Raw genomic sequence first — 13,504 nt, forward strand, 5'->3', positions numbered from 1 at the left:
TTCAGCCCTCCACGGCGTTGACGAACCACGAGGTGATCGTGGTCGGGTGAGTGATCGCGGTGCCTACCACCACGGCGTGAGCGCCGGCCGCGATGGCGGCGGATGCTTGGGGCGGCGTATGGATGCGTCCCTCCGCAATGATCGGCACGTCGATATCAGCCTGACTCATCGCCTCGAGAAGCTCAAGGTCCGGCCCATTCGTTTTGGGGCGTTCGCCCGTGTAGCCGGCGAGCGTGGTGCCCACCAGATCGGCACCAGCGGCGGAGGCCGCCAGCGCATCGTCCAAACTGCCGCAATCCGCCATGACCAGGGCATGGGTGTTGTGATGGAGCCGGTCAATCGTCTGCGCGAGCGTGAGCCCGTCGGGCCGAGGACGCCGCGTGCCGTCCAGGGCCACCACGTGAGCGCCCGCAAGCGCCACAGCGTAGGCGTGCTGATACGTGGGTGTGATGTACACACCGGTGTCTCCGTCCTTCCACAACCCGATGACGGGGACCTCCACGGCGGACCGCGCGGCGTGAATATCGGCGATGCCTTGGACGCGCACGGCCGCTGCACCGCCGCGCGCGGCGGATGCGGCCACCTGGGCCATGGTGCGAGGATCCCTCATGGGCTCACCGGGATAGGCCTGCACCGAGACGATCAGTCGCCCGGCCAGGGATTCGACAATCTGTTGTTGAGTAAACGCCATCACTTCTCCTCGACTTTGATGTCTGCTCCGTCCCACAGGCTTGCCGCCCCGATCAATGCGGCATCGGCACCCAGTTCAGCACGCTGCGGGGTCAGCCCACGCACGGCGGGGATCAGTTGGGCTGCAAAGGCTCGTTCCAGGTAGGGCCACCACAACTCGTCGGCGCTGACCAGGCCACCGCCCAGCACGACCACCTCCGGGGACAACACGTTGGCCATACCTCCCAGCGCGGACCCCAGTGCTCGGCCGGCTTTCGCGAAAGCTTCCCGGGCCGTGGTGTCCCCGGCGCGCGCCTCCTCCGCCAGCTCGGTAGTGGTCGACGACGCCGCTCGGCCACCCGCTCGTCGATACTCCTCCAACACAGCGGGGCCAGACGCAATGGCTTCGAGGTGGCCCATTCCGCCGCAGGGGCAGCGCAGGTCGGAGGCAAAACCGGACGGGATATGACCGAGGTGTCCTGCCGCCGAGTTCCGCCCGGTGACCAGATGACCATGGGAGATCAGACCCGCCCCGATCCCCGTTCCCGCAGCCACGAAGACCGAGTCGCTCGTGTCCGCGGAAGCACCCGACCGTGCCTCCCCGAGCGCGTGCGCATGCACGTCATTGACCGCGCGGACGGGCAGTCGAGTCCGATGCTGCAGCTCGGCGATGAGGTTGGTGCCGGTCCACCCCGGAAGGGCGTCGGTCGCGGAGACAACCACACCGTTTCGCGGATCGATCACGCCGGCCGATCCCACACCCACGGCCTGCGGAATCCGGCCATGTTCAGTTGCCGTGGCCATGGTCAGACCTACCAGTTCGGCCACTGCGTCGAGCACGGCGTGTGCCCCGAGTCGGGCCGGTGTGGGGGCCGAACGCACGTGGGTGACCTCGGCCCCTTCCACTACTCCGGAACGGATCTTGGTGCCCCCCAGATCCACGGCGATGACCGGTGTGGAACTCACAAGAGCTCTTCGGTCGTCACGATCTCACGAACCGCCTCGGTCTCGTCCTCGTCCAACTGGACCAGCGGCTCGGACATGCGGTTCGACTCGATGATTCCCATGAGCTGCAAGGCGGTCTTGAAACCACCCAGGCCGGCAGCACCCGCGGAAACGCGGCCGGGAGTGGCCGCAAGGACAATGCGGAACAGCCGAGCCAGCCGATCCTGCTCGGAAGCGACCGTGGCCCAATCACCGGCCTGAGCGGCGTCGAACATCCGGACATAACCGGCCGGGTCAATGTTTCCCAGGCCGGGAACGACGCCCGCGGCGCCACCCAGTAGCGCGCCGTCGGCGACCACCTCGTGACCCGTGAACGCCGCGAACTCCGGAAGGCCCTTGGTATCCAGGAGCAGCTGGCGAAACGAAATGTCGTCACCGGAGGAGTCCTTGACGCCGGCCAGAACGCCGTCGTGGGCGAGTCGGATGGCGACGTCCAACGGGAGCTTCTGGTGGGTGCGGACAGGGATGTCGTAGGCGAACACCGGCACATCCACGCGCTCGGCGACCGCGCGGAAGTGGTGCTCGATCTCGGCGGAGTCGGACAACGCGTAGTAGGGCGTGGTGACCACGGCCGCGTCACCACCGATGGCCAGGACGCGGTCTGCTTCGTCTAGGACACGCGCGGTGGACTGTTCGTTGAGGCCCACCATCACGGGTACTCGACCGGCCGTCGCCTCAATGGTTGCGGCCAGGACCCGATCGCGCTCCGCGGAGGTCAGGTACGGGGTTTCGCCGGAAGAACCCAGGGCGAAAATCCCGTGCACGCCTCCGTCGATCAGGTGATTGACGAGTCGGTTGAGGCTGTCGAGGTCCAACTCGCCGCCTACGGTACGAGGGGTGAGGAGGGGCGGGACGATTCCACGAAATGCAGTCATGATGACTCCTTTACTTGACGGTGTCGTTGGACGACGTGGTGACCAGCGGGGTGCCTGCGGGTGCCACGGGTGATGAGGTGCGACGGACGTACTCCGAGTTCTTGCCGTAGATCGTCAGGGGCACCACGTCGTGGGGATTCTTGCCCAGCAGCGCGCCTGCAATCGCGGAGATGAGGTAGCCGAAGAGCACGGCACCCACGAAGGCCGCTGCGGACACTGCGAACGGCGTGAACGTGGTGTTCTGTTGAACCCAGAACGCCGTGGCCGCGCCCAGAATCAGGCCGCCGATCACGCCCACGGTGTTGGCCCGTTTGGTGAAGATCCCCAGAGCGAATACGCCGGCCAGCGGCACACCGAACAGACCGGTGATGCTCAGGAACAAGTTCCAGGTCTCGGCCTGATCGGTGGCGGAGAGATACAGGGCAACTGCTACGGAGAAAGCGCCGGCGACGATGATGACCATGCGGGCGAAACCCACGCCCTTCCTGGCCTGGCCGTCCTTGCGGGGGAAGAACCGGTCCCGCAGATCCACGGTGACGCACGCGGAAATCGAGTTGAGGCTGGAGGAGATGGTCGACTGGGCCGCCGCGAAAATTGCGGCGATCAGCAGGCCGGCCACGCCCACGGGGAGCGCGGTCACCACGAAGTACGGGACCAGAGCTGAGGTGTTGAAGTCCTCGGGCAGATTGCCGGAGTGCTGGTAATAGCTGTAGAGCACCGTGCCAATGCCGTAGAACAGGGGAATCGTCAGGAGTGCCAGGAAACCGTTGACCAGCAAGGATCGGGCGGTCTGCTTGAGCGAGGTGGTGGTCTGATAGCGCTGCACCACGTCCTGGCTCGCCGTGTACTGATGCAGGTTGTTGAACACCGAACCCAGGAAGATGATCGGGATGGCGGCCGCAGCGCCACCGATCTGCCAATTCTTGGCGGTGATGAACTTGTCGTCATTGACGGCATCCGTGACCACGGTGCCCAGGCCACCGTTGATGGCGGCGATACCGAAAACCAGGATGAGCACCGCGCCCAGGAGCAGGATGATTCCCTGGACCACGTCCGACCAGATCACGCCCTCAATGCCGCCCAGGAACGTGTAGATGATCGACAGCACGCCAACCGCTGCTGCGACCACAGCGGGATTGATGTCCGTGACCGAGCTGATGGCCAGGGTGGGCAGATAGATCACGATCGCCACTCGACCCACGTGGAACAGCACGAACAGCACCGAGCCGATGACCCGGATGCTCGGCCCGAACCGTTCCTCCAGGTATTCGTACGCCGTGGTGACGTTGAGTTTGCGGAAGAACGGAATGTAGAACCAGATCAGCAACGGGATGATGGCGAAAATCGCCACGTTTCCTGCTGCATAGGACCAGTCCGTCAGGAAGGCCTGTTCCGGCGTGGACATGTAGGTGATGGCCGACAAGGTGGTCGCGTAAATGCTGAAGCCAGCCGCCCAGGCCGGAATTCGACCGTTGGCGGTGAAGAACGAGTCAGTGCCCGTACTCGCCTTGCGGGTGAACCACACACCGATGGCCAACGTGCCCAGCAGGTAGACGATGATGACGGCCCAGTTGAGTCCGCCGAGTCCAGGCGTTTCCATGAGAATCCTCCTCGTGAGGCGCGGGGATCAACCCCTTCACAACGCGGGTGATCCTCGATGATCAATTGGACGTAGGACGTCCTACGTCTAGAATGTACTTGTTTGTGGGGTAGCGCACAAGAGATCGCCGGGCTGGTTTTGGGAGAACGTTGTGACAAAGCAGGTCAGAGCCGGAAGCGTTACCTCACAAAAACTTGAGGCACCATACATTGAGACCCAACCCGGCCTGACGACCGAAGGAGAATGCACTCATGAGTGAACTCGCTGCCCCTGCGCGCGGTCGTCACACCATGGACCAATTGCAGCAGCGCATCACGGACTTGATCCTGGAGCGCGGTCTGAAGGTCGGGGATCCGGTGCCGCCGGAATCCGAGCTCCGCGAGATCTTCGGTGTTTCGCGAAATTCTCTGCGGGAGGCACTCAAGATGTTGCAGGCGGTCGGGATCGTGGAGATCCGACACGGTTACGGCACGTTCGTTGCGGGGCACCCTCTCGCGGCACTGGGGCGGACCCTCGAATTCCGGGCCCGCTTGTCCCTGCAGAGTTCGGGTGTGGCCGCGCAGGAATTGGTGGACGTGCGCGAAGCTCTCGAGTGCGGTCTGGTCGGGCGCGCCATCGAGGCCATGGATCCCGAACGCCTGGAACGGTTGGATGCCATCGTCTCCGCGATGGAAGCGCGGGCGGAACGCGGGGAGACGGTTCGGGTCGAGGACAAAGATTTTCACCGGGTCCTGTTCGAACCCATCGACAACGCGATCCTGGCCGAACTGCTCACCACGTTCTGGCAGGTCTACAGCGGCATCCACCAGAGCGTGGAGACGCCCACGGGGGAGACCACGGAACATGTCACGGACACGGCCGCCGCTCACCGAGCAATTCTTGACGCCGTGAGGGCGGGCGATTCCGCAGCGGCCGCCCGATTGCTCAGCGGCCATTTCGTGGGCATCAGGCGATTGATCGAACGAGCAACCGAAGAATCGCGGCCGGGAACAGGCACGCTTGAAGTGGTCGAGTCATGACCCGCACCCTGCTCCACAACGCCCACCTGGTCACCGATCGCCGGATCATCCGGGACGGTTGGTTGTTGCTCAATGACGGCCTGATCGGGGACCAGGGCACTGGAGATTCCTGGCGCTCGCGATTGGCCAGTGATCAAGCAGGGCCGGGCCGATCAGACCTGGCTCAAACACGCGTCAATGAACAAACGCAAGTGGTTGATCTGAGGGGTGCGTGGCTGACCCCCGGGTTCGTGGACATCCACTGCCACGGGGCGGGCGGCTACGCGTTCGATGATGGTCCCGAGGCCGCGCTCCAGGCCTTGGAAGTTCATCGACACCACGGCACTACGTCCTCCCTGCTCTCCTTCGTCACGGATGCCGTCCCCGCCATGGCCGAGCGGCTGGCATGGGCCGCAGAGCTTACGCGTGAAAATCCTGCGGTGCTCGGTTCGCACGCGGAGGGCCCTTTCCTCGATCGGGGTCATCGGGGCGCGCACGCTGAAGAACTGCTGGTCACGCCCACTCCCGAAGCAGTCGGTCGGCTGATCGACGCCGCGGCTGGAACGCTCCGGCAGCTCACTCTGGCACCCGAGCTTCCCAGCGCCACCGAGGCCATCGCGCAATTGCGCGAAGCGGGCGCCACCATAGCGATCGGCCACACGGACGCCACGTACGACGACGCTCTACGGGCCTTCCGCGCCGGCGCCGGCATCCTGACCCACGCCTTCAATGCGATGAACCCGCTGCATCACCGCAGGCCCGGCCCCGTGGTTGCCGCACTCGAATGCCCGGACGTCGCCCTCGAGGTGATTTGCGACGGCGTCCACGTGCACCCCGGGGTCATCGCCATGCTGTTCGCCTCGGCGCCGGAACGCACAGCGCTCATTACGGATGCCATGTCCGCCGCGTGCATGCACGACGGTTCCTACACCCTCGGTGCACTACCCGTCACCGTGACCGACGGGGTGGCCCGGTTGACCGAGGGGAACACGATCGCCGGTTCCACCCTGACCATGGACCAAGCCGTCAAACGGGCGGTGGAAGATGTCGGACTATCTGTGGAGCAGGCCGTTTACGCGGCCACACAGGCACCGCTCCAGGCAATCGGTGCTGGAGATGACCGCGGTCGTCTGGCCCCCGGTCTCCGCGCGGACCTCGTGGTACTGGATTCGGAACTCACCGTTGCCGGCGTCTACGTGGCCGGCGAAACAATCCGCTGAAACTCCTCAGGATTGTCTTTCGCACGAGCTACCATCTCGGCAGGAGGCCCGATGAGTACCGCACCCGGGACGACCGGCGATGTCGTCACCAAATCAATCCGCCTGTTGGCCACGCAGGGCTACCACGCGACCACCGTGGATCAGTTAGCGCAGGCCACCGGTGTCAGCCGCGCCACGTTCTTCCGCAAGTACGGGTCCAAGGAGGACATCGTCTTCGCGGATCACGCTTCCAACCTCGAACGCCTTGAACAGCTGCTGAGCCGCCCCAACCTCACCCCGCAAGCGGGACTGGCCGAGGGTGTGCAGCTGGTGTTCCGACACAATCTGGATCATGCGGACCGAGCCATTGCTCGCCATCACCTATTGCAGCAAGTGGAAAGCCTTCGAGACAGGGAACTTGCTACATCGCATCGCTACGAGCGGCTCTTCCAGGAGTTCTTGCGCAGGGTGCTCCCTGAGAACGCGGATCAGCGGGTCACCGCGGTGTCCATGGCATCGGCCACCGTGGCTGTGCACAACGCCTATCTACGCACGTGGTTGAGGGATCCTCGTGCCAACGGCGGTGAGCAACTGGCGGCGGGTCTCAATCAGCGGATCGGTTGGCTGTGCACGGTCTTCGGTCTCTCAGCGGGTCCTGGGCGGATTGCGTCCGTGCCCCGCCAACCCGAGCAGGCGGCGTCGTCCTCGCCGGTCGTGGTGGTGCTCCAAGAAGGTGCCGATCCGCGGGCGGCAGCGGAGCAAGCGGCGCGGTCGGTCTACGACGCCCTGGTCGCAGCCCAGGGTCAGTCGAACTCGCGCTCCGAGACCAACACACCGTAGATCAGTTCGTCGCGCCATTCGCCCAGCTGGAAGTGGCTTTCGCGGAGAGTGGCCTCGTGCCGCATGCCGATGCGCTCGCACACCTTGGCGGACGCCACATTGAGGCTGTCCAGGCGGGCGAACACGCGGTGGGCACCCAGTTTTTGGAAGGCAGCGTCAACGGCGGCGTACGCGGCTTCTGCGGCGTAGCCCTTGCCCGTGTGATCCGGGTGCAGCGCCCAGCCGATCTCGACCTGGGAGGCCTCGGCGTCCGCGAGCGTCAGAACGATCTCACCGGCCAGATCCTCAGTGTCATGCGGGGAGATGGCAAAGCGGAACTGGTCCCCGTCCTCCGCCCAGCGGCGTTCTCCCATGTGGTCCTTGACCATGCCTATGACATCGTCCATGTCCCTCGGTCCACGCCACGCATGCACGGCGTAATCCTCGCGGGATTGGTAGGAGTGCATCGGCTCAATATCTGCCTCGGTGAGCCGGCGGAAAGTCAGGCGCTGTGAGCGCAAGGGCAGCACGTTTTTCATCCCGTTCAGCCTATCGACGCCGCACCCTGGAAAGCCGCCCCGAATGACACGCAATATCTTGACGTGAGACGCAGTCTCAGGGCAATCTGGGGGATGATGATGTGGCATGGGCCACAACCCCCTCAGTACTCAGGAGTTCAGCGTGACCGAGTCCAAGTTCCCCTCCACCGTGACCATCACCGTGGGTTATCCGGTCCTCCCCGGGCGCGAGCGCCCGATTGCCCTGGTCAGCCTGGATTCTACGGCGCCTAACGGGCTCATCATCTGGGGTTCTGAGGCGGTTCAGCAGTTGCGCCGCGACCTCACCGCGATCGACACCTCCGCGGTCGAGGCAGTGGTCGTCACGGGCAACACCAAGTCCTTCGGCGCGGGAGCCAATCTGAAGGAGATTCGTTACGCCCAGTTGCAGGATGCGTCGGAAGATTATGTGTGGGCCGGGCACGAGACCTTCGCCGTGCTCGCGGATATGCCGGTGCCCACCTTTTCGCTGGTCACGGGGATGGCCCTGGGCGGCGGCATGGAACTTGCGCTGCACTCGGATTACCGCCTGGTCACCTCGGGCAAGGCGCAGCTGGGCCTGCCCGAGTGCCACCTCGGTTTCTTCCCCGGTTGGGGCGGCGTCTACCTGCTGCCGCACCTGGTCGGCGCCAAGGCCGCGCTGGACGTGATCGTCACCGATTCCATGCGCGGTCGGAACCTCAAGCCCCAGCAGGCCCTCGAGATCGGCATGGTGGACGCCGTTCTGGACGCAGCTCCCGGTACGCCCGAGTGGGATCAGCAGTGGCAGCAGTGGGTTGTCGAGGCACTCGAGGGCCAGCACGAGCCGCGCAAGACCTCGGATGATCACGCCGCCTGGCAGGAGGCCGTCGACGCAGCCCGGGCGAAGGCCGAGCGCGCCTGGCACGGTGCCGCACCCGGGCCGGTGGCGGCCATTGATCTGGTCGGCCGCGCTCGCACGGATTCTCGGCACGCCAACGCGGCCGCTGCGGTCCAGTTGTTCTCCACCGTGGTCCAGAGTGACGCCGCCAAGGCGTCCCTCTACGCATTCGAACTGGTCACCGCCCGACGCCGCGAGGCCGCCAACGTGCCGGACGCCCCCGTGCGCCCCATTCGCAAGGCCGCGGTCATCGGAGCGGGACTGATGGCGGGTCAGCTCGCGAGCTTGATCGCTCAGGGCGCCCAGATCCCCGTGGTGATGACCGACCTGGACGACGAGCGCCTGGCCACCGGCGTGCAGCGCACCCGCGATCGCTTCACGGCCCAGGCCGAGAAGGGTCGCATGAGCCCGGAGCAGGCCGAGAAACTGGGTTCCCTGATTACCGGAGCCAAGTCCCCTGAGGATCTCGCGGACGCGGACTTCGTCATCGAGGCCGTCTTCGAGGAGCTCGAGGTCAAGAAGAAGGTCTTCGCCCAGTGGGAGCCGGTGCTGCGCGATGACGCGATCCTGGCCACCAACACCTCATCCCTGTCCGTCACCGCGATGGGTGAAGACCTGAAGCACCCCGAACGACTCGTGGGTTTCCACGTGTTCAACCCGGTGGAGGTCACCCCGCTGCTCGAGATCGTGGCCGCAGAATCCACCGATGATTCCACCCTTGCCACCGCCTTCGACCTCGCCGCCAAATTGCGCCGGATCGCGGTGCTCGTCAAGGACGCCCCGAGCTTCGTGGTCAACCGCGTGCTGACCCGCATGTACGACGAGATCGGCCGCGCCATCGACGCCGGCGGTGACCCCAAGACCGTGGACCACGCACTGGCTCCCATGGGTCTCCCCATGACACCGCTCCAGCTGCTGGACTTCGTGGGCCCCGCGGTACTCGTGCACATCACCCACACGATGCACGATGCCTACCCCGACCGCTTCACCCTGTCCCCGTGGCTGGACGCCGTGGCCGAAGCGGGCCTCAGCAACGTGCTCCCCAAGCGCGGCGAAGAGTCCGACACCTACCTCACACCGCAGGCCGAACAGGCCAGGGAACGTACGCAAGGTGAGCGGGCGGCGTCGTCGGCGGGGGACGACGGCGCCAACGGCCAGTTGCTCACGCGCGTCCAGGACGCGCTCGCGGACGAGATCGGGCACATGCTCGACGAGGGCGTGGTGGCCTCGGCGCGAGACGTGGACCTGTGCATGATCCTGGGTGCCAACTACCCGTTCCACCTGGGCGGCATCACCCCATACCTGGATCGTTGCGGCGCTTCCGAGCGCGTGCGCGGCCAGCGCTTCGACGCGGCCCAGAACTGACTCACCCCACCGAGAACCACTGAGAATTCACGAAAGAGATCACACCATGACGCAGCAGCCCGCCACCGATCAGGACCTGTTCCCGCAGGGCACGGTCGAGCCCGAATACTCACTCAATGACGTGCTCGATACCGATGCCGCGGGTGTCTACGCGGACGTCACCGACGAGGACCGCGCCCACTGGATGCGCGCCCGCGCGTTCGTGCAGGACGAGCTGCTGGGCGTCATTCACGAACACTGGGATCGCGGCGAGTACCCGCTGGACCTGGTGGCCCGCATGGGCGAGCTGGACCTGCTGCGCGACGGTGTGAGCGTGACCGGTTACGCGCCCATGTCCAAGATGGCGGCCGGTCTGGTGGCTATGGAACTCTCCCGCGGCGATGGCTCCATCTCCACCGTGAGTGGCGTGCAGGGCGGGTTGGCCATGCGCTCGATCGCCATGTGCGGCAACGATGAGCAGCGGGAGCGCTGGCTGCCCGACATGGCGTCCGGCAAGCTGCTGGGATCCTTCGCTCTGACCGAGCCCACCCACGGCTCCGACTCGATCGGCCTGGAAACCCGGGCCACACCCGTCGAGGGCGGTTTCATCCTCAACGGTGAGAAGAAGTGGATCGGCAACGGCTCGATGGGCGGCATCACCGTGGTGTGGGCCCGCAATGATGTCACCAACGCGGTGCAGGGTTTCGTGGTTCCACAGGAGTCCGAGGGTTACAGCGGCACAACCATTCGCGGCAAGCTGGCCCTGCGCGCCATCCACCAGGCTCATATCCGCATGGAGAACGTGTTCGTTCCCACCGAGAACGTGTTGCCGGGCGCCGGTTCCTTCCGCGATACCGCTTCCGTGCTGTTTGCGACGCGCATCGGGGTGGCCTGGGCCGCCGTCGGCCAGGCCGTGGCCTGCTACGAGACCGCAGTGCAGTACGCGGCGCAGCGTGAGCAGTTCGGCCGTCCGCTGGCGGCGTCGCAGATTGTGCAGGAACGCTTGGCGCGCATGCTCAGCGAGCTGACGTCCATGCAGACGCTCGTGATGGCCATGGCCCGCAAGGAAGAAGCCGGCACGCTGACCGGCCCCCAGGCCTCGCTGGCCAAGTACACCGCGACCCGAACCGCCCGCCGTGTTGCGGCCAATGCGCGAGACCTTTTGGGTGGCAACGGCATTCTGGTGGAAAATCGTGTTGCGCGTCACTTTGCAGACGTCGAGGCCCTGCACACCTATGAGGGCACCGAAACGGTCCAGGCGCTCATCATCGGCAAGTCCATCACCGGTTTCTCGGCCTACAACTGAGCCACCGATTACAGGAGCACCCATGTACGCGAACGCACAGCCCCTGTCCCCATTGCGATTCATCGAGCGCAGCGCGGAAGTCTTTCCCCAGCGAGAAGCCATTGTCTACGGCGACCAATCGTGGACGTACCAGGAGTTCGAGCGAGACGTTCGGCGGTTCGCCACCGCGCTGCTGCCGCACCTTCCGTCGGCTTCCGCTTCGAATGACGACGCCGCGGCGTCAGGTGACGTTGCCGGCACGGGTGGATCGGGCGGTGCGGCAGCTTCCCATGAAGACCCGGCACAAGGTGAGGCTGAGAGCGGGGAGTACCTGGGTGCGGAACAGCTGACACGGTCCCTGCCCACGGTGGCCGTGATTGCACCCAATCTGCCGGCGCTACTACTGGCCCACTACGCGGTCCCCGCCGCGGGTGCTGTCCTGGTCCCGTTGAACCCGCGGCTGTCCACGCGCGAGCTCGACTACATCCTGGAGCACAGCGAGGCCAGTGTGGTCATCGCGGACTCCTCTGTACTGGACACCGTGATCTCCGCTCTTGACGGTAAGGAAGGCATCACCCTGGTCCAGCTGCCCGATGAGCAGGCCGGTATCGAGCCGGTGCGGGACCACTCGTACGGCGAGATCCCTACGTTCGACGAGTTCATCGATGTGGAGCCTCTGGAAGTGGGCGACGCGGCGTCGTCGTCGGGCGAACGGGGCGTGAGCTACAAGGTGGCGGACGAGAACTCGCCCATCACGTTGAACTACACGTCCGGGACCACCGGGCGGCCCAAGGGTGTGCTGTACGGGCACCGCGGGGCGTACTTGAACAGCCTGGGCGAGGTGTTCCACAACGGCTTCGACGGTGCGACCCGCTACCTATGGACGCTGCCGATGTTCCACTGCAACGGCTGGTGCACCACCTGGGCGGTGACTGCGGCCGGCGGTACTCACGTGTGTTTGCGCGCTGTGCGGCCGGACGCGATCTGGGACGCGTTCGACAACCAGGGCATCACGCACCTGTGTGGCGCTCCGGCCGTGTGCTCGATCATCGTGGACGCAGATGAGGCACACGCATTGGACAAGCCCATCCGCATCACCACGGCGGGAGCTCCGCCGGCACCGAGCATCATCGAACGACTGGAGGACGCCGGATTCGGGATCGTGCACGTATACGGGCTCACTGAGGTGTTCGGTCCCATCACCATTTGCGAGCCGCAAGAGGAGTGGAAGGAACTCTCTCCGCGGGAGCGCGCTCAGCAAATGTCCCGCCAGGGAGTGGGCATGGTGCAGGCGGAATCCGCACGCATCGTGGATACCGAGATGAACGATGTCCCGGCTGACGGCGAGACCCTGGGTGAAGTGGTGCTGCGCGGTAACAACGTGATGATCGGGTACTACAAGGACACCGAGGCCACTGAGACAGCTTTCTTCGGCGGTTGGTTCCACACCGGTGACTTGGGAGTGATGCACCCCAACGGCTACATCCTGCTGCGCGACCGCGCCAAGGACATCATCATTTCCGGCGGTGAGAACATCTCCTCCATCGAGGTGGAGCAGGCCCTGTACTCACACCCGGAGGTCCTCGACGTGGCTGTGATCGGCGTTCCCCATGAGAAGTGGGGCGAACGGCCGGTGGCGCACGTGGTGCGTTCGGCGGGTTCATCGGTGACCGCAGAAGAGCTGCGCGAGCACGTCCGTGAACGGCTGAGTGGTTTCAAGGTGCCGGACACCGTGACCTTCAGTGATGAACTACCGCGCACGGCCACGGGCAAGGTGCGGAAGAACCTGTTGCGCGAGTAGCGCCGCCACTCTGGCTGAGCATTCTCAGTACTGGCTTCTCGGGGCCAGAGCGCTGCAATTAGGGCGGCCAGACCACGGACCTAGTGACCCACGCCACTTATAACACAGAGTGCGGCCACCGCTTTGCGCGGTGGCCGCACTCTGTGTAAAGTATTTCGAGTCGCCGCAAGGACGGACAAGCGAGAGATCGCCTTCCCGGTACCGCCGACAGCCCCATCCACCTCCTGAGCCTCGCTCAGTCGTGAACGAGAGTTTGCGAAAAGGTAAACGGATGGATAAGCTGAAGAGGTTGCCGCAAGGGAAAGCGATAGAGCTTCCGAAATCAGCGGCAAGACCAACCGACAAAAAGACCCTCGGGTTTCTTGTGTGGTTTGTTGTTTGTCAACTCAATAGTGTGCCTAGTTTGTTGATACCGAAAAGTATTTGTATTTTTTGGTTGATGGCCTGATGCTCCGGGTGTTTTTCCCGTTTCCTGGGGTGTTGGGTGTCAGCT

At 64.9% G+C, this 13,504-nt stretch carries 11 protein-coding genes; 6 read left to right on the plus strand and 5 right to left on the minus strand.

The genetic code is table 11. From position 1 onward, the window contains the following. Position 1: 1 nt before the first annotated feature. From CKW39_RS13015 to CKW39_RS13030, 4 genes are read right to left on the minus strand one after another with little or no spacing between them, the layout of a single operon-like run. Positions 2 to 691, minus strand: coding sequence for an N-acetylmannosamine-6-phosphate 2-epimerase (locus CKW39_RS13015; protein ID WP_095798541.1), 690 nt, complete (start codon positions 689 to 691; stop codon positions 2 to 4). Beyond that, the gene (locus CKW39_RS13020) at positions 691 to 1,635 is read right to left on the minus strand and encodes an ROK family protein (RefSeq protein ID WP_238663334.1); all 945 of its coding nucleotides are present in this window, start codon (positions 1,633 to 1,635) and stop codon (positions 691 to 693) included. The genes CKW39_RS13015 and CKW39_RS13020 overlap by 1 nt, the downstream gene beginning before the upstream one ends. Then, positions 1,632 to 2,552, minus strand: a complete 921-nt coding sequence (locus CKW39_RS13025; protein ID WP_095798542.1) for a dihydrodipicolinate synthase family protein — start codon at positions 2,550 to 2,552, stop codon at positions 1,632 to 1,634. Before CKW39_RS13025 ends, CKW39_RS13020 begins: the two co-directional genes overlap by 4 nt. 7 nt (positions 2,553 to 2,559) lie before the next feature. Beyond that, positions 2,560 to 4,149 carry a sodium:solute symporter gene (locus CKW39_RS13030; protein ID WP_095798543.1) on the minus strand — a complete coding sequence of 530 codons (1,590 nt, stop codon included), beginning with the start codon at positions 4,147 to 4,149 and terminating at the stop codon, positions 2,560 to 2,562. A gap of 251 nt (positions 4,150 to 4,400) precedes the next feature. Between CKW39_RS13030 and CKW39_RS13035 the strand changes: the two genes are divergently transcribed. From CKW39_RS13035 to CKW39_RS13045, 3 genes are read left to right on the plus strand one after another with little or no spacing between them, the layout of a single operon-like run. Then, complete coding sequence (locus CKW39_RS13035; RefSeq protein ID WP_095798544.1) at positions 4,401 to 5,168, plus strand: FadR/GntR family transcriptional regulator; 768 nt, start codon at positions 4,401 to 4,403, stop codon at positions 5,166 to 5,168. Next, a complete protein-coding gene (nagA, locus tag CKW39_RS13040) occupies positions 5,165 to 6,367 on the plus strand; it encodes an N-acetylglucosamine-6-phosphate deacetylase (RefSeq protein ID WP_095798545.1) in 1,203 nt (400 codons plus the stop codon). Before CKW39_RS13035 ends, nagA begins: the two co-directional genes overlap by 4 nt. A gap of 51 nt (positions 6,368 to 6,418) precedes the next feature. Next, positions 6,419 to 7,186, plus strand: coding sequence for a TetR/AcrR family transcriptional regulator (locus CKW39_RS13045; RefSeq protein WP_095798546.1), 768 nt, complete (start codon positions 6,419 to 6,421; stop codon positions 7,184 to 7,186). On the opposite strand, the gene CKW39_RS13050 is transcribed toward CKW39_RS13045, so the two are convergent. Then, on the minus strand, positions 7,150 to 7,704 hold the full coding sequence (locus tag CKW39_RS13050) for a GNAT family N-acetyltransferase (RefSeq protein WP_095798547.1): 555 nt from the start codon (positions 7,702 to 7,704) through the stop codon (positions 7,150 to 7,152). The two genes, CKW39_RS13045 and CKW39_RS13050, sit on opposite strands and share 37 nt — an antisense overlap. A gap of 142 nt (positions 7,705 to 7,846) precedes the next feature. Between CKW39_RS13050 and CKW39_RS13055 the strand changes: the two genes are divergently transcribed. Genes CKW39_RS13055 through CKW39_RS13065 form a run of 3 tightly spaced genes read left to right on the plus strand, consistent with a single transcriptional unit; the run spans position 7,847 to position 13,011 of the window. Continuing rightward, positions 7,847 to 9,946: a 3-hydroxyacyl-CoA dehydrogenase NAD-binding domain-containing protein gene (locus CKW39_RS13055; RefSeq protein WP_095798568.1), complete on the plus strand. Its 2,100-nt coding sequence runs from the start codon at positions 7,847 to 7,849 to the stop codon at positions 9,944 to 9,946. Positions 9,947 to 9,992: 46 nt separating this feature from the next. Next, entirely contained in the window at positions 9,993 to 11,231 is a 1,239-nt protein-coding gene (locus CKW39_RS13060; RefSeq protein WP_095798548.1) for an acyl-CoA dehydrogenase family protein, read from the plus strand. Positions 11,232 to 11,253: 22 nt separating this feature from the next. Further along, positions 11,254 to 13,011, plus strand: coding sequence for an AMP-binding protein (locus CKW39_RS13065; RefSeq protein ID WP_095798549.1), 1,758 nt, complete (start codon positions 11,254 to 11,256; stop codon positions 13,009 to 13,011). Positions 13,012 to 13,504 lie beyond the last annotated feature (493 nt).

This window comes from Kocuria sp. WRN011, from assembly GCF_002295155.1.
Lineage (GTDB): Bacteria > Actinomycetota > Actinomycetes > Actinomycetales > Micrococcaceae > Kocuria > Kocuria carniphila.